Below are 16,139 nucleotides of genomic sequence, written 5' to 3'. Positions count from 1 at the left end.
GGTTCATGGCGAGTAGACCCGTAAGGCCCCGAGGCGTATCCCGCTCCGCCCGTTCCCGCGCCAACTGCGTCTGGCACTGCTGGACTCTTGCCTCCGCCTCCTCGGCCTGTTGCCGGTAGGAATCGCCGGGGCGCAGGTGGCGGTAGACCTCCACCTGCGGCTCGGCCCGGGGGGACACCACCAGCATGAAGTCCATGCTCGTGGGCGTTGCCCCATCCGCGAAGCGCACCGTCAACTTCAACCCCTTGCCCCACCGCAGCTCATCCGAGAGCAGCAGATTGAGCATGAGCCCATCCTCCGACAATGAGACCTGGCGGAAATGCTCACGCGCCTCCACCACGGCGCCCCCGATCTGAACGGGCGTGTTGAAGACGAACGTGAGGGCGCGATTCGGGCTGATGGGCACCTCACGTGCTTCATCCGCGGTGACTGCCGTCACCGTGAAACGGGGCGCGCCGGTCATGTCCCAGGAAGGAGGGGCGGGCTGAACGGGTGCCGGAGCGTTCGAATGGAGGAGGAGGAGCAGGGCGACGATGGGGAACGGAGCGGGCATGGGAACGCGACCTCGGGAGTGGAGATGTTAACAGGGACCTCCCAGGTTGACCCAGCCATTCTCCCGCTCCTGATCCGCCCGGTGTCCCTAGTCGAAGCGCTTCACCGCCTGGAGGTTTACCTGGGAAAAGATGATCGCGGCGTCCAGCCGGCTGCCGGGCTTCATGGGCACGCCCCGTTCGCCGTCCAGCGTTTGGTCGTAGAGGTCGAAGCAGACGGAGTACGTCTGCCCATCGGGGGTGCGGGCCCGGGTGAAGCGCCCGTAGACGCGCTCCTCCCCGAAGAAGAGTTCCCCGATGAATACGGTGTGGATTGGAAACCCAAAGTCGTCGTTATTCAGAGTGAGCGTGGCCCGCCCGGGACGCACGGTGATGCGTTGATTGAAGACGAGCTCACCGTCGATCAGGAAAAAGACTTCCGAATTTCCCCCGAGCTGCACCCCCCACACCTTCCTCATGGTTTCCACGGAGCCGGCCGGGCACTCCGCAGGCGGAGGCAGGCGCGCGGTGGCGGTAGCCAGGGGGCGCACCTGGGGCTCGGGGCTGGTGGCGCACGCGAGCCCGCCCGCGACCCAGACCAGGACGCATGCCTTGCCCACGGTGTCGAGCACCGTGCTCTGCTTCTGCTGCCTAGGGGGAGTCTGCCGTGGAGTCTTCACGCGCGTGCTGTCCTTCCGAGGCGTCGCACTGGCGACGGGCGCGGGGGTTGCCGCCTTCTCGAGCGCCGCGCCTCTTGCACCTTCCGGCGGCTCGCTCGGGGACGCCACTTCCTGGCCAGATTTTCTGACCTCCGGAATGGTGGGAACGGAAACCACTCCCGGAGTAGGGGCCGGCACCTCGGGCTCGGAACGCGGGCCCCCCAGGGTGGCGAGCAGCCCCAGCAGACCCACTCCCAACAGGGCGCCGCCCCAGGCCACCGCGCGTCGCCGAGGCGCCCGCGTCCGCCGCCGGGCGGGACTCGCTTCCGTCCCGGAGTCCTCGTCCCCTCCCGGTGGAGCCTCCGAGGTACGCGGCAGCGTGGAGGCTTCCGCGAGTGCCACGGGCCGGCCGCGCCGGGGATGGCGCCGCGCATACGCCGCGAGCCTGCGCAACCGCTCCTGCCAGTCCCCCAGGTCCAGCGCCACCTCCTGTGGCGTGGTGGCGTCATCCGGGCCCCACGCCTCGCACAGCGCCACGTCCCACGTCGCGTCCGCCTCCGCCAGCACCGCCTCCAGCGCCGTGCCCAGCGCCACCGCGTCCGGGTAGCGCGCCTCGAGGCGCTTCTCCAGCATGCGCAGGCACAGCTCGCTCAGCGCCCGGGGCACGCGCGGGTTGCGCTCGTGCGGTGGCTCGGGCTCCTGCTTCAGGATGACGTCCGCCAGCGCGCCCTCGTCCGCCCATTCCTCCACGTCGAACGGGTAGCTGCCCGTCAGCAGCACGTAGAGGACGACCCCCAGCGCCCACAAGTCATCCGAGGGCCGCGTCGGGGCATGCTCTCCCGCGTGCTCTTTCCGGAAGCGCAGCGCCTCGGGGCTGCGGTAGCGCGGCGTCCCCAGGAGCGAGAGGGGGTGGGTGATTTCGGGCGCCCCGGGGTACGTGCCCAGGCCAAAATCCACCAGCACCGGCTGCCCATCCTCGCGGCGCACCAGCACGTTGGAGCCCTTCACGTCCCGGTGCACCACCCCGGCCCGGTGGACCTGCTCCAACTGCCGCGCCAGCTCCCGCATCAGGTGCGCCCCCCACCGCGCCGTGGGGTTGTTCTCCTGGGCCCACGCGTACAGCGGGCGCCCGCGCACGTAGGGCACCACGAGGTAGAGGAAGCACGGCGTCTGGTCGGGCCAGTGACCATGGCCTTCCAACCGCATCGTCCCCATACGTCGCAAGCGCAGCCGCACCTCCAGCTCGCGCCACGCCCACTCCTCCATTCTCAGGGAGAGGAACTTGATGGCGTAGAGCCGTCCACCGCGCCGGGCCCGGTACACCGTCCCCTGACCGCCCTCCCCCAACCGCGCCTCCAGCTGGTAGCCGCCAATCCGAACACCCAGTGGGGGCTGCTCCTCCTGCTCCCATCGTCTCCCGGCCCGTCGACGCCCCCGGGGTCGCCCCGCGCCCCACCGCCGCTCCGCCGGAACATGTCCCTCCACGGCCCCGCTCATGCGCGCTACCTCCGGAGTGGGGCACCGTAACAGAACCCGCCGAGAAACCCGGGAAGCGAAAAACACTCCGACCGCGCCTCACTTCTGGACGTCCAGAAGCAACATCCCACCTTTACTCACATCACTTCTGGACGTCCAGAAGTGGCGCTCCCCCAGACGCTCTCCAGGAGACCCCGCCAGGAAGTTCGCGACGCGAGGACCGCCCGTGTGCCCCCCGAGCAGGCGGGCACGCGACCGGCCCGGCATGGACGACGGGACGTGGACGGTCCACCTTCGAGACGAGAGGTGCCGCCCATGATCCCCGAGCCCATCCAGCACTACCTCCAGCAGCAGCACGTGCCCTTCCTGCGACACTGGCACCCGCGCGCGGTGACGGCGCAGGAGCTGGCCCAGGCCCTCCACGTCACGGGCTACCGCGTGGCCAAGTCGGTCATCATCCGGACCGCGGACCAGCAGCTCTGGATTTGCGTCATCCCCGCCGCGGACACGCTGGACTTCGACAAGGTGCGCGAGGCGCTCGGCACCCCGGAGGCGAGGCTGGCCACCGAGGACGAGTTCGCCGACCTCTTCCCGGAGTGCGAGCTGGGCGCGGAGCCCCCCTTCGGCCACCTCTACGGGCTGCCCGTGCTGATGGACGAGAGCCTGGGCCAGGCGGAGGACCTGCTGCTGCGCGCCGGCTCGCACGAGGAGGCGCTGGAGGTGCACGCCTCGGACTTCCTCAACCTCGAGTCGCCTCGGAAGGCCTCCCTCGTCTTGGAGCGCTCGGAGCAGAACCCCGGGCACCACTAGCGCCCGCCAGGAGGCTCAGGGGTCCTCGTCCTCGCCCGAGCCCCCCGTGTCCTCGTCCGAGCCCATCACCCGAAGGAGCAGCGACTCCGAGGCGTCCGAGCCGCCGACGCGCTCCTGGCGCCGCTCCTCCACCCGTTGGCGCTCCATCGCCTCCAGGAGGGACGCCCACGCCTCCGCTTCCGCGCGCTTCTCCGGGGGCAGCAGCCGCAGCCCCTCGCGCACGGCCCGCGCCGCGGCATCGAGCTGGTGCATCGACTCGTGGAGGCGCGCCACCCTGAACCAGGGGTCGGGGCCGGGCTGGAGGCGGATCACCGACCGCCAGGACTCGAGCGCTCGCGCGCGGTGCCCCTCCCGCTCGTAGCTGGCGCCTTCGAGCATGAAGAGCCGGGCCCGCTGCGTCAGGTCCGAGAGGAAGGGGCTCACCTGCTGGAGCGTCTCCCGGGCGCGGCGCGGGAGGCCCGCGTCCACCTGAAGGCGCGCGAGCGTGAAGGACAGCTCCACCTCGCCCGGGTAGCGGGAGCTGAGCGCCTCGAGGGACTTCAGCGCCTCGCCGTGCCGGCCCCGCGCCCGAAGCACCTCCGCGCGCAGCAGGTGCGAGGAGAGCGCGTCCGGGGCCAGACGGGAGACCTCGTTGCTCGCGGCCTCGGCCTGCTCCAGCTCCCGCCGTTCGAGTCGCAGGCGTGCCTCGCGCTCCCACAGGCCCACCCACTCGGGCGCCCCGTCGAAGCGCTCGCGGGCCCAGGCGAGCCAGGGAAGGGCCTCCTCGTGACGCCCAGCGAGCATCAGCTCGGTGGCGAGCCGCACCGCGGCCCTGGCCGAGTCCGGCGTGAGGGCCTGGAGCTCCTCGAGGGTACGTGCCCGCCCGAGCGCCTCCCGCCACAGCACCTCGGTGTCCCCGGCCTCGAAGGCCAGGCGGTATTCGAGGAAGGCCTGGGTGCGGCGCCTCAGGACGAGCAGGGCGCGCGCGGCCACGCGGTGGGCCCGGGCATCCAGCGGGTTGAGGAAGAGGGCCCGGTTGGCGAAGGCGAGCGCCTCGGTCGCGCCCGAGGGCCCCGAGGCCACGCAGGCGGTGCCCAGCAGGTCATGCAGGGCGTAGTCGGTCGGGTGCCGGTCGATGAGGGCGAGCCCGCGGGCACGCACCTCGGCGAGCGGGGCGCGCGCGGTGACGAGGGCCCCCAGCTCCGCATCGGCGGCGGACAGCGTGTGCCGGCCGGGGACGAGCGCGGCGAGGGCCAAGAGGGTGAGGGCCACGCCCCCGGCGAGGACGGGCATGGGGGCGAGGCCACCGGGAGCCTCGGGGCGGGCGCGGTGCTCGGGCCGGGCCACGGTGGCCAGCGCCACCAGGGCCGCCACCGCGCTCGCGGGAAGCTCCAGGCTGAAGTCGAAGAGGTCGTGCAGCCCGAGCGCCGCCACGCCCGCGAGCACCGCCAGCTCCGCCGCCTCCAACCCCTCGCGGCGCAGCAGCCGGCCAAAGCCCCACAGCGCCACGGCGAGCACCACCAGACCGGGCACGCCGAGCTCGGTGGCGAGCTGCAGCACCACGTTCTCCGGGTGCGTATAGGTGTTGATGGTGGGCCGCGTCTGGTAGCGGGGGAAGACGGACTCGAAGGCGCCGCGCCCCATGCCGAGCGGGAAGGCCCGCGCGGCCGAGGCCATCATCGGCCACAGCGCCACCTTGCTGTGGCGCAGCTCCTCCACGCTGTCGACGCTCGCCAGCTCGGCCGAGATGCGCTCGGCGGCGACAGAGCCGCCCACCGCGAGCACCCCGAGGAGGCACAGCAGCACGGCGCCCCCCAGGCGCCACGTGCGCGCCCCAGGCGTGCCGGCCCGGCGCTGGAGCAGCAGCAGGAGCGCGAGGGCGAGCAGTCCGAAGACGAAGAAGGCGATGCCCCCGCGCGAGAGGGACAGCAGCACGCCCGCCCCACTCAGCACGGTGGCCACCACGAAGGGGGCCGCACGCGCCCGGTTGCCACTGGAGAGCGCGAGCCCCAGCGCCACGGTGGCCGACAGGGCGAGGAAGGCCGCGAGGTGGTTGGGGTTGCCGAAGGGCGTGAGGAGGGGCGGCCGCGCGTGGACGAAGGCGATGAGGCCGAGCAGCCGGGTGAGGCCGAGCAGCGCGTGCACCAGGCCCACCGTGGCCACCCCCGCGCCCGTGAAGGCGAGCGTGGCCAGCAGCCGGCGACGCGCGCGCCCGGAGCGGCACACCTGCACCGCGGCGACGAAGGTGAGCAGGTACGCCAGGTGCTTGGCCAGCTCGCGCCAGGTGGCCGGCGGATCCATCGACAGGGGCCGCGCGCCGTCCAGCCCGAGAGGCACGAGGATGAAGTCCCGCAGCTCGGCGGCCTCGGGGCTGAGGAGGGCAAGGAGCCCCGGCGGCAGCGGAACGAGCTGCAGGAGGCAGAGCAGGGCCCCGGCCCCGAGGGGAAGCGCGAGCAGGGGGACGCACAGCGATTGCCGCTGCCGCCGCGCGCCCACGCAGGCCAGCACGAGGGCGAGCCCCGCGAGCGCCACGAGGGGCCAGTGGACCCACGACGAGGCGCCCCCGAGCGCCAGCGGCACCAGCACCAGCAGCACCGACAGCACCCCCTCGGCCCCGAGGGAGTACCGGGAAGTGCGCGAGCGCTGGGTCGATTCAGAGGACATGGGGAGCACCCGAGTATGTCACGCGTCCCGGGAGACGCCCGGAAGTGGACGGAGGCCCCACCCGTTGCACGCCCGCCCGCTCAGGGAGAGGGAGCGATGCGGTGAGCACCCGACCTTCCATCCGCCATTGCTTGCATCCCAGACGCCATCTGGCATCTTCACCCACCCCATGCGCCGCTCCGTCGCCATCACCCTGCTCTCCTCCGCCCTGCTCGCCCTCGCCGGTTGCAAGAGTCCGTGCCGGGAACTGTCGGAGCGCCTGTGCGACTGTGTCGAGTCGTTCCAGCGCGACAGTTGCATCCGCTCCGTGGCCGAGGAAGAGAGCCGCCTCGAGCCGACCGACGAGCAGCTCGAGGTGTGCGAGCAGCGGCTGGAGACGTGCCTCAACACGGATGACGAGGTGGAGCGGCAGGCGATCTGCCAGCGCATCGAGACGAACGAGGCCGAGAAGCAGGCCTGCGGACTGTCGCGCCAGCCGTAGGGCCCTGCCACCGGCCCGTCCCGTCGCGCTCCCCGGAGGAAGCGGAGCGCGACCTCGGGCCACGGGGACTAGCGGCGGCCCAGCCCCATGTAGGTGAAGCCCAGCTCCTGCATCCGCGACGGGTCGTAGATGTTGCGGCCGTCGAAGATGACGGGGGACTTCATCAGCGCCCTCATGCGGTCGAAGTCCGGGTGGCGGAACTCGTTCCACTCGGTGACGACGAAGAGCGCGTCCGCGCCCTCCAGCGCCTCGTAGGGCAGGCCCGCGTAGCGCACGCGGTCTCCCAGGACGCGGCGGGCGGTGCGCTCGGCCACCGGGTCATGCGCCGTCACCTGGGCGCCCTTGGCCAGCAGGCCCTCGATGACCTCGACGGAGGGCGCCTCGCGCATGTCGTCCGTCTTGGGCTTGAAGGCCAGGCCCCACACGGCGAACTTGCGGCCCTCCAGCGAGCCGAAGTGCTTCACCGCCTTCTGCACCAGGAGCTTCTTCTGCCGCTCGTTGGTGCGCTCCACCGCGCGCAGCAGGTCCAACTCCAGCCCCTGCTCGCGGCCCTTGGCCACCAGCGCCTTCACGTCCTTGGGGAAGCACGAGCCGCCGTAGCCCACGCCCGGGAAGAGGAAGGGGTAGCCGATGCGCTTGTCCGCGCCCATGCCCTTGCGCACGAAGTCCACGTCCGCGCCCACCTTCTCGCAGAGCGCGGCCATGTCGTTCATGAAGGAGATGCGCGTGGCCAGCATCGCGTTGGCCGCGTACTTCGTCAGCTCGGCCGAGCGCGTGTCCATGTAGAGGATGGGGTTCTCCGTGCGCACGAAGGGCGCGTAGAGCTGGCCCATGAGCTTGCGCGCCCGCTCCGACTCGGTGCCGATCACCACCCGGTCCGGCTTGAAGAAGTCGTCCAGCGCGGCGCCTTCCTTGAGGAACTCGGGGTTGGAGACGACGTCGAACTCCTGCTTCGTCACGCGGGAGACGACCTCGCGGACCTTGTCCGCCGTGCCCACCGGCACCGTGCTCTTGTCCACGATGACCGTGTACTGGCGCATCGCGCGGCCGATCTGCTCCGCCGCGGACAGCACGTACTGGAGGTCCGCCTCGCCGCTCTCGCCCTCGGGCGTGCCCACGGCGATGAACACCACCTGGGCCTTGGCCACCGCCGTGGGCAGGTCGGTGGAGAAGGACAGGCGGCGCTCCCGCGTGTTCTTGCGGATGAGCTCCTCCAGTCCTGGCTCGTAGATGGGAACCTCTCCCTGCTGGAGCTGGGCGATCTTCCGCGTGTCGATGTCCACGCAGACGACGTCGTTGCCCGAGTCCGCGAAGCAGGTCCCCGCGACGAGACCTACGTAGCCCGTTCCGATGATGGCGATGTGCATGAGCGTCCTAGCTGGCCGGAGGCCGGCATCGCTCATACGCCGGGAAGCGCCCCCGGGGGAAGGGGCGAGTCACGGCCAGACGCCCCTCCTACTGCCCGGTCAGCAGCCGGCGCAGCCGCTCCGAGCCCCGGATTTGACTCATCTGCCCCGGCTCGCTCGCGGGCTGGACGACCAGCCGGTCGAGCAGCTCCCGGGTGGCCCGGCGCAGCGGGGGGAGGGCCGGCTTCAGCCCCTCGGCCGTCTCGGGAAAGAGCCGCCCGATGATGGACAGCGAGGTGTAGAGGGCGCGCTCCAGCCGCCACGCCCTGGCTCGCTCCAGCAGGGCCGGCACGTCCAGCGGGCGCGAGAAGACGCTGCCCATCGACGTCGCCCCCGTCACCAGCTCGCGCAGGTCCAGGTAGGACAGCCAGGGCACCTGGTAGCCCTGGCGCGCATGCTCCAGGCAGACGAGCAGCACCGCGTCCTCCAGGTCCGGGCGGAACATGGAGGGGCCGTACATCTTCATGGGCGTCGCACGGTCGAAGATGCCCTGCACCTCGGCGCGGCGCTCGGGGCCGAGCACGTCCGCGTAGAGGTAGATGGCGGTGCGGCCGTCGGACACCACCTTGGCCGCGCCATGGCCGGACTCGTCCGGCTCCGGGCGGAACTCGTGCTGGGCGAGGTAGCCGGCGAAGGCGTCCACGTCCATGCGCCGCAGCAGCAGTTGAATCTCCAGCACGGGGCGGAAGCCCACATGGGGGTAGAGCACATCGGCGAAGGCGGCCCCGCCGAGCACCAGCAGCTTGCGGCCCTCCAGCTCGTCCACGCTGCGCTTGAAGTTGACGAGCTTCATCACGTTGTCGTTGACCGAGCCCGTGTAGATGCTCAGCAGCCGATCTCTCGCCCACTCCGGCGCGTCCGCTCCGGTGAGGCGGTACTCGAGGTTGTAGGAGGCCAGGGGCGCCAGGCCCTGGGCGATGGCCCAGTCCACGTACTCCTCCCACGGTGCCTGGCGCAGCGAGCCGCGCGGCGGGTTGAACGAGGCAAGGACTCGGAAGGTGTCGAGGAGGCTGATCGCCATGGCGTCGGAGCTTTAACGACTCTTGCGCACAGGGCGCAATCGGAAGCCGGTGGCACCTGTCGGACCCCGACACCCGGGCGCACTGTCCGGAAGTGGGACCGCGCTGTCCGAATATGGGAAGCGCTGATGGCTCGCATGCTTGCTGGGAATAGGAGCGGGCCGGCGCAGGTTCGGCGGCCTTTTTCCCAGCATGAGCCCACTCCCCTCTCCCGCCCTGGACTCCGAGGCCCGTCCCATCGACGCCTCCGAGCGACTCGCCCTGCTCGACACCCTGCGCGGCTTCGCGCTGTGCGGCGTCTTCGTGTCGAACGTGGCCCTGTGGTTCAGCGGCCGCATCTTCATGCCGCGCGCCCAGATAGAGGCGGCCATGGCCTCGGCGTCCGCCCTGGACACCGCCGCCGTCCATGGAGTCCAGCAGCTGGTGGTCGGGAAGTTCATCACCATCTTCTCGTTCCTCTTCGGCCTGGGCTTCTCCGTGCAGATGCTCCGGGCCGAGGCGCGGGGGGCCGCCATCGCCCCGCTCTACATGCGGCGGCTGTGCGTGATGCTGCTGCTCGGCTGCGTGCACCTGCTGGCGCTCTGGTACGGCGACATCCTCACCACGTACGCGACGCTGGGCTTCGCCCTGCTCCTGTTCCGCAAGCGCGCCGACAAGACACTGCTCGTCTGGGCCGCCCTGCTCATCCTCGTCGTGCCCATGGCCATCAACGGCCTCACGCGCTTCCTGCCGCTGCTGATGGGTGGCGGCGCGGAGAGCGTGGCGGCAGCGACCAAGGCGGCCATGGAGCGCTCCACCCAGATGCGGGCCCAGGTGCTGGAGGCCATCACGGGCGGCACGTACCTCGAGGTCGTTCGCATCAACGCCCGCTACTACTTCGGCGAGTTCCTCAAGCCCCTGCTGCCCGTGCTGTTCGCCCTGCTGGGCCGGTTCCTGCTGGGGTTCATGGCCGGGCGGCGGCGCCTCTTCCACGACGCGCCCCAGCACCTGTCCTTCTTCCGCAAGCTGCTCGGGTGGGGCCTGCTCGCCGGGGTGCTCACCAGCGGCATCGGGTTCCTGCTGCAGTACCTGATGCGCCAGAAGCTGATCGCGCCCCAGGCGCCGTGGCTCATGTTCATGCACCCGGTGCGACAGCTCAACGAGCTGGGCCTCGCCGCCTTCTACGTGTCGAGCCTCGTGCTCCTCTTCCAGCGGCCCGCGTGGCAGCGGCTGCTGCTGGTGCTCGCCCCGGTGGGCCGCATGGCGCTGACGAACTACCTGGGCCAGACGGTGGCGAGCCTCCTGCTCTTCTACGGCTTCGGGCTGGGCCTCATCGGGAAGGTGGGCCCGGCGGCGACCCTCGGGCTCACCCTCGCCATCTTCTGCGCGCAGGTGGCCTTCAGCCACTGGTGGCTGGCGCGCTTCCGCTTCGGCCCCGCCGAGTGGGTGTGGCGCTCGCTGACGTACGGGAAGGCCCAGCCGATGCGCCTGCCCGCGGCTCCCGTCAGCGTGCCGGTGGTGGCCGCCTGAGAGCCCCGGCCCGCGGCGCTCAGTCCACCGGAGTCGCCGCGGGCAGGTTCCACTCGAAGTCCCGCACCTGGCAGCTCATCCACGGGCGAGCCCCCGCGATGCCGAGCGAGGCCAGGGGGCTGTCCTCCGGGATGGACCAGTCCGCCCCCCGGAGCAGCCGGGGCGAGAAGCGGATGGGCGCCCTCGGCGCATGCACCCGCCCGTGGAGCACCTGCAGGTTCGGCAGGACGAGCGGGATGCGGACGCTCCGGGGCAGCGCCGCCAACGGCTCGAAGCGCACCCGCGCCAGCTCCCGACCCCGAGGGTCCCAGCAGGCCCCGGCGAAGCCGCCCCCGGGAGGATGGTGGTCGAGCTCGAAGCGCGCCATCTCCTTGGGCATGCCCCACAGCGCACGTCCCCCGCGCAGGGAGGGCTCGCTGTCCACCCACATCTGGGTGGCCGTCATTCCGTAACGGTGCGAGCCCCGCGGCTTCACGCTGACGGAGCCGAAGAGCTCGCCGTAGGTCAGCACGCTGCCCTCCTGGTAGTCCACGAAGCACGCGGCGACGCACGCGCGGCCCGCGACGGTGACCAGCTCGAATGCCGGGTCCACCCGCACCTGGAGTCGCGCGAGGGGGACCATCCACACGGAGAAGTACATCTGCCCCCGGAGCACCCAGGGCGCGGGCGGGTAGTCATTGGACACGGGCGAGGCTCCTTGCCACGCGAGCTTGACACACTCCCGATGAGAGGCGCCGCATTCACCGCGAGCGCAGCGCCGAGAGTCCGTCCTCCCGCAGCCGGCGCGCGGTGTAGCGCGCCATGGGCAGCAGTCGGGGCGCGAGCAGCAGCTTCGCCGCCACCCACGCCGGCTTGTGGTTCATCAACTCCGTCTCCAGCAGCCGCTCGGCGGTGAAGAAGCGCGCCGCCAGCAGTCGCTGCCACGCCGGTGGAGCCAGCGCCGCCAGCGCCTCGTCCGGCACCCGCGCTCCCACCAGCCGCCGCGCCGCCTCCAGCGCGTACCAGGCGAGGTGCGGGAAGGCCGTCCCCCGGGCCACCTCCACCACGCGCCCCCAGTCCAGCCCCGGGTGCGCTCGCACCAGCAGCTTCAGGTCGAACAGCCACGACAGCCGCTGCAGCAGGTGGTTGCTCGCGTGGATCGCGAGGTAGACGAGCTCGTCCTCCGCGCGCAGGTAGCGCACGCGTCGGCCCTCCAGCTCGGCCTCCTCTGCGCGGGCCAGCAGCGCCTGCGCCTCCAGCGCCTGCCCGTACCCCACCAGGGCGCGAAAGTGCAGCTCCACCAGCCCCGCCGCGCCGGAGAAGGTCAAGTGGTGCTCGTGCTCCCGTGCGTGCGCCGCCTCCCGCGCGTTGAGCGGCCGCAGCCCGAGCCCCTCCAGGGCACGCGACGCCACGTCCACCTCCGCGTCCGCCACCAGCAGGTCCACGTCCGAGGTGGCCCGCTGCAGCGGCTCCGGGTAGAGGCGCACCGCCAGCCCGTGGCCCTTGAGCAGCACCGGCACCACGCCCACGGCGGCCAGCACGTCCAGGCCGCGCAGCAGCAGGGCCTTCACCCGCATGCCCCGAGCCGCCTGGCCCAGGGCCTCGCGGCGCAGGCGGGTGCGCACCGCCTCGTCCAGCGTCCAGCCCGAGCGTCCCAGCGCATGCTGGACGAAGCCCGCGAGCCCATGCCGGGCCGCCGCGTGCACCAGGGCCTCCGCGTCCGAGGGCACCGGGCCCTCCGGGGCCTCCGGCCATGCGCGGAGCACCTCCAGGAGCGCCCTCGCGCCCACACCGCTCACCGCCGCAGCGCGACGACGCGCCTCGGGTCCGCCTCGGCCTGGGCCATCAGCTTCGCGGCCCGGTCCCCCAGCGCGTCCGCCACCAGCTCCAGGGTCAGCTCCTCGTCGCGGTTGATCTCCGAGCGCCCGTCACCCCAGGAGATGAAGAGGAAGCCGAGCACCTCGTCCCCGCCCTTCACCTCCAGGCGCACCTCCAGCGGCAGCGCCGAACCGGCGGGCCGCTGCGTCTCGAAGGTGAGGCCCTCCCGGTTGCTCCCACGCTGGCGCTCGAAGCGCAGCATCAGGCGCGAGGCGTCGAGCGCTTCGGCCAGCGGGCGCACCGCGGCCCAGAGGTCCTTCACCTGGGAGGCCGAGCGCACCGCCTCCGTCACGTCCTTCACCAGCGAGCGCAGCCGGATGTTCTTGCGCCGCACCTCGCTCACCCCGCTGGCGCGCCGCAGGTCCAGGTAGCCCAGCTTGCGCATCAGCACCGCCACCACCACCCCCATGCCCGTGAGCAGCATGGCGCTCTGCGCGGTGTTGGCCCAGTGCAGGCCGAGCGCCGTCAGCGTGAAGAGGGCGCACAGGCCATAGAGCACCAGCACCGCCGCGCGGTGGCTGAGCACCAGCCGGCTCATCATCCGGTGGTGGATGTGCTCCTTGTCCGCGCTGAACATGGGCCGCCCCAACATCGTGCGCCGCACCATGGCCAGCAGCGTGTCCATGATGGGCAGGCCCAGCGCCATCACCGGCACCAGCATGGCCACCGTGGTGCCACTCTTGGCGCACGTCTTGAGGGAGACGGCCGCCAGCACGAAGCCCAGGAACATGCTGCCCGTGTCCCCCATGAAGATGGAGGCCGGGTTGAAGTTGAAGAAGAGGAAGCCGAGGATCGCGCCCGCCAGTGCCACCATGAGGAGGCACAGCAGCACGTCCCCGCGGCTGAGGGCGAGGATGAAGTTGGTGCCCACCCCGAAGAAGGCCACTCCGCCCGCCAGCCCGTCCAGCCCGTCGATGAGGTTGATGGCGTTGATGACCCCCACCACCCACAGCACCGTGAAGGGCAGGCCGAGCCACCCCAGCGGCAGCGATGGCCCGAAGGGGTTGGCGATCTGCTCGATGCGGAAGTCGAGCGCGTACAGCCCGAGCGCCACCAGCAGCTGCACGCCGAACTTCAGCTTCGCGCCCGCGCCCCGCAGGTCGTCATAGAGCCCCAGCGCCACCACCACCAGGCCGCCGCCGAACAGGCCCCACACCAGCGCCGTCTGTGTGCGGAAGTGCTGGCCCACCACCGAGTCCACGAGGAAGAGTGCACAGAGGGGCGCGAAGAACCCCCCCACGATGCCGATGCCGCCCAGGCGCGGAATCGGGCGGACGTGCACCTTTCGACTGGAGTTGGCCTGGTCCAGCCAACCCCAGGCCAGCGCACGGTTGCGCACCACCAGCGTCAGCACCAGTCCCACCATCAGTGCGACGAGGAAGGCAACCAGGTAGGTAATCATCTCGGCTTCTCCAACCCTTCCACAGGGCGCGCATGGTCGCCGGGGTGCCCGAGAGCGTCAATGGCTCGGGGTGCCAGACACCTGTCGCCCGCAAGCAGAGAGGGCAACCAGCCAGGCGAACCCTCTCACCTCTCGGCCCCACCCCCGCCCCGCCGGGTTTCAGGACCCGCTGTCCCCGGTGTTGTCCCGGAGTCGGAAGACGGAGAGGGTGCCCGGTGCGTCCTCCAACCACTCGTACTCGGGGGCGTTGCGCAGCAGCTCCAGCAGCTCCCGGTCTCCCAGCTTCCACCCCCCGGCCTGCTCGAAGGAGCACTCCTTCTTCACATAGCAGCGCCCGACGTTGACGAAGATGAGCTTGGGGCGGCGGGCGAGGATGTAGGCCGGATCCATCTTCACGTCGATGCCCCGCTGGCGCGACGGCTGGTGGGCGATGTGCACGTCATTGAGCCCGAGCATGTCCAGCGTCGGCCGCTCGGAGAAGTACGGCACCCGTCCGGCCCAGGGCACGGCGATGTACTCGTGGGGGCGGGTGTGCTGCTGAATCCACCCGGGCAGCAGGCCGGGCTGCTCATGCAGCAGTTGCTCCAGCTTGGCCCGGAGCAGCCCGCGGGGGGTGTTGCTCGGCAGGGCGAACCTCACCAACTGGATCGCGTCCTGGCCCCAGTTGATGACCATGAGCAGCACGAGCCCCAGGGCCGCGAGGCTCCGCGCGCCGGGCGTCCAGTCGCGGCTCGCCCCATCGAACATCATCACCAGGGAGAGCCACAGCACGGGCAGCACGGGGAGGAACAATCGCACCGAGGGGAAGGCGGCGCGGTCATCCCCTCCGACCCAGATGATGTAGAGGACGTAGCAGGCGCTGACGGCGGCCAGGCGCAGCGCGATACGCACCTCACGAGGGGCGGGGCCCTGCTCCTGCCGCGAGCGCATCAGCGCCAACAGGCCCAGGAGCGCCACCGGCAGGGACAGGTAGGGCGACCACGCCAGGAGCAGGTAGTTGAGCCCCAACGGCAGGTTCTGCAGTCGGTTGCCCGAGTGCTTGGCGTAGTACGTGTTGGGAAACAGCCACCCGTACTCCTGGAGCCGCCAGAGGAAGTAGGTCAGCCACACGGCCAGGAACGGGGCGGCGAGGAGCAGCAGCTCACGCCGTGACAGGCGGTGCTCTCCGGGCGCCGGTCGCAGCGACAGGCAGAGCAGGCCGCTCAGGCCGAACATCAGCACCCCCTCGGGACGGGTGATGGCCGAGATGCCGAAGAGCAGCGAGGCGAGGGCCAGCCGAGCCGGGCGGGGGCGTCCGGACAGCTCGTGGACGAGGACGAGGACGGCCGCGAAGAGCAGCGCGGTGAAGAAGACCGTCTCCATGCCGGAGTGGGCGTAGAAGGCCACCAGGGGACAGGTCGCCACCAGCGCGGCCAGCACGGCCCTCCAGGCCCGGGAGCGGATCGGCCCCGGGTACAGGAGCGCGAGCAGCATGATGGCGAAGGCGCTCGCGGTGGCGAGGGCCTTGGACATCAACAGCGGCGAGCCCCCGAACCGCAGGGGAATGGAGTTGAGGATCACCCACAGGAAGGACGTGTAGCCCTCCACCGGAGGCTCGCCCACGTTCCACAGGATTCCATGTCCCTGGGCCAGGTGCTTCGCGTACCGGTAGGTGATGAAGGAGTCGTCCAGCCCGCTGGTCGTCACCAGCAGTCCCAGCAGCGAGAAGACGAGGAGCAGGACCATCCCGGTCAGAAGGGAGGCCAGCACGGGCGTGGCCGGTGTGCGCTCAGAGGGGCTCGACATGATGCGTAGGTCCAGAGCGTGCTCGCCCACCGGCCTCGCGCGAGGCCGATGGGTTTCAGGAGCGCGCACCCTAGGGGCCCCGGTGGGAGGTTGTCCACAGCGACCCGAGGTGGGCAGCCGCGACGCTCGGCGGCTCGCGCCCTACAGCGCCTCGGACGAGCAGAGCACGTAGTGCTGGTACGGCCAGCAGTTGGCTTTCTTCACCCGGGACCAGTCGACCTGGGTCCAGATGGTCTGTGCCCAGTCGGCGATCGCATCGACGAGCGCGGGATTCACCCCGTGGTACTTGAAGTGCGGGAGCATGTACCAGATGCGATTGCCCAGCGAGCCGTCGATCTGACCGGTGATCGCCTCGGTGGTGCTCGCGCCGCCACCGTTCAGCCAGTCCGCGACGGCGTACTGACGGGTCTTGTCCCACCAGGTGGACAGGAGGGCCTCCATGATGGCGCGCTGCTCGTCGCGGGTCATCCCCGCCCAGCCCTGCATGAACTGGGGCGCCACCAGGCGACTGACGTCGCCCCCATACCTCGGCATCCAACCCGTCGAGCTCGGCGCATTGGGC

The 16,139-nt window shown here is 71.2% G+C and carries 13 protein-coding genes; 3 read left to right on the top strand and 10 right to left on the bottom strand.

Features of this window, described 5'->3' with window-relative positions; all coding sequences use genetic code 11:
- Positions 1-553: DUF2381 family protein (locus tag VF697_RS12025; protein ID WP_331094422.1), on the bottom strand; the 553-nt coding region annotated here is incomplete at its 3' end.
- Between the two features lie 87 nt (positions 554-640).
- On the bottom strand, positions 641-2,686 hold the full coding sequence (locus tag VF697_RS12020; protein WP_331094420.1) for a protein kinase domain-containing protein: 2,046 nt from the start codon (positions 2,684-2,686) through the stop codon (positions 641-643).
- Between the two features lie 294 nt (positions 2,687-2,980).
- Between VF697_RS12020 and VF697_RS12015 the strand changes: the two genes are divergently transcribed.
- A complete protein-coding gene (locus VF697_RS12015; RefSeq protein ID WP_331094418.1) occupies positions 2,981-3,475 on the top strand; it encodes a YbaK/EbsC family protein in 495 nt (164 codons plus the stop codon).
- A gap of 15 nt (positions 3,476-3,490) precedes the next feature.
- Here the strand turns inward: VF697_RS12015 and VF697_RS12010 are convergent, their stop codons facing one another.
- Positions 3,491-6,118, bottom strand: a complete 2,628-nt coding sequence (locus tag VF697_RS12010) for an O-antigen ligase family protein (protein WP_331094416.1) — start codon at positions 6,116-6,118, stop codon at positions 3,491-3,493.
- A 169-nt stretch (positions 6,119-6,287) separates the two neighbouring features.
- Between VF697_RS12010 and VF697_RS12005 the strand changes: the two genes are divergently transcribed.
- Positions 6,288-6,599, top strand: coding sequence for a hypothetical protein (locus VF697_RS12005; RefSeq protein WP_331094414.1), 312 nt, complete (start codon positions 6,288-6,290; stop codon positions 6,597-6,599).
- Between the two features lie 68 nt (positions 6,600-6,667).
- On the opposite strand, the gene VF697_RS12000 is transcribed toward VF697_RS12005, so the two are convergent.
- Together VF697_RS12000 and VF697_RS11995 are read right to left on the bottom strand one after the other, a co-directional pair.
- Positions 6,668-7,966 (bottom strand): UDP-glucose/GDP-mannose dehydrogenase family protein, encoded by a 1,299-nt coding sequence (locus VF697_RS12000; RefSeq protein ID WP_331094412.1) that lies wholly within the window; start codon positions 7,964-7,966, stop codon positions 6,668-6,670.
- Between the two features lie 88 nt (positions 7,967-8,054).
- Positions 8,055-9,026 (bottom strand): nucleotidyltransferase family protein, encoded by a 972-nt coding sequence (locus VF697_RS11995; protein WP_331094410.1) that lies wholly within the window; start codon positions 9,024-9,026, stop codon positions 8,055-8,057.
- A 190-nt stretch (positions 9,027-9,216) separates the two neighbouring features.
- Here VF697_RS11995 and VF697_RS11990 point away from each other — a divergent pair, with 190 nt between their 5' ends.
- Entirely contained in the window at positions 9,217-10,533 is a 1,317-nt protein-coding gene (locus VF697_RS11990) for a DUF418 domain-containing protein (RefSeq protein WP_331094408.1), read from the top strand.
- A gap of 19 nt (positions 10,534-10,552) precedes the next feature.
- Here VF697_RS11990 and VF697_RS11985 read toward each other — a convergent pair whose 3' ends face one another.
- From VF697_RS11985 to VF697_RS11965, 5 genes are all read right to left on the bottom strand, one after another.
- Entirely contained in the window at positions 10,553-11,218 is a 666-nt protein-coding gene (locus tag VF697_RS11985; protein WP_331094406.1) for an acetoacetate decarboxylase family protein, read from the bottom strand.
- Between the two features lie 55 nt (positions 11,219-11,273).
- Complete coding sequence (locus VF697_RS11980) at positions 11,274-12,302, bottom strand: nucleotidyltransferase family protein (protein WP_331094404.1); 1,029 nt, start codon at positions 12,300-12,302, stop codon at positions 11,274-11,276.
- A gap of 5 nt (positions 12,303-12,307) precedes the next feature.
- Positions 12,308-13,792, bottom strand: a complete 1,485-nt coding sequence (locus VF697_RS11975) for an MraY family glycosyltransferase (protein ID WP_331094402.1) — start codon at positions 13,790-13,792, stop codon at positions 12,308-12,310.
- A 159-nt stretch (positions 13,793-13,951) separates the two neighbouring features.
- A complete protein-coding gene (locus tag VF697_RS11970) occupies positions 13,952-15,577 on the bottom strand; it encodes a hypothetical protein (protein ID WP_331094400.1) in 1,626 nt (541 codons plus the stop codon).
- 141 nt (positions 15,578-15,718) lie between these two features.
- On the bottom strand, positions 15,719-16,139 hold a 421-nt coding region (locus VF697_RS11965), incomplete at its 5' end, for a hypothetical protein (RefSeq protein ID WP_331094398.1).

This window comes from Archangium sp. (assembly GCF_036388035.1).
In the GTDB taxonomy this organism is placed as follows: domain Bacteria; phylum Myxococcota; class Myxococcia; order Myxococcales; family Myxococcaceae; genus Archangium.
This window is presented reverse-complemented; position numbering and strand designations above follow the sequence as displayed.

Bases quoted from the DNA above. Each gene is read 5' to 3' on its own strand.
- VF697_RS12020 (WP_331094420.1), bottom strand. From the start codon at position 2,686: ATGAGCGGGGCCGTGGAGGGACATGTTCCGGCGGAGCGGCGGTGGGGC.
- VF697_RS12015 (WP_331094418.1), top strand. From the start codon at position 2,981: ATGATCCCCGAGCCCATCCAGCACTACCTCCAGCAGCAGCACGTGCCC.
- VF697_RS12010 (WP_331094416.1), bottom strand. From the start codon at position 6,118: ATGTCCTCTGAATCGACCCAGCGCTCGCGCACTTCCCGGTACTCCCTC.
- VF697_RS12005 (WP_331094414.1), top strand. From the start codon at position 6,288: ATGCGCCGCTCCGTCGCCATCACCCTGCTCTCCTCCGCCCTGCTCGCC.
- VF697_RS12000 (WP_331094412.1), bottom strand. From the start codon at position 7,966: ATGCACATCGCCATCATCGGAACGGGCTACGTAGGTCTCGTCGCGGGG.
- VF697_RS11995 (WP_331094410.1), bottom strand. From the start codon at position 9,026: ATGGCGATCAGCCTCCTCGACACCTTCCGAGTCCTTGCCTCGTTCAAC.
- VF697_RS11990 (WP_331094408.1), top strand. From the start codon at position 9,217: ATGAGCCCACTCCCCTCTCCCGCCCTGGACTCCGAGGCCCGTCCCATC.
- VF697_RS11975 (WP_331094402.1), bottom strand. From the start codon at position 13,792: ATGATTACCTACCTGGTTGCCTTCCTCGTCGCACTGATGGTGGGACTG.
- VF697_RS11970 (WP_331094400.1), bottom strand. From the start codon at position 15,577: ATGTCGAGCCCCTCTGAGCGCACACCGGCCACGCCCGTGCTGGCCTCC.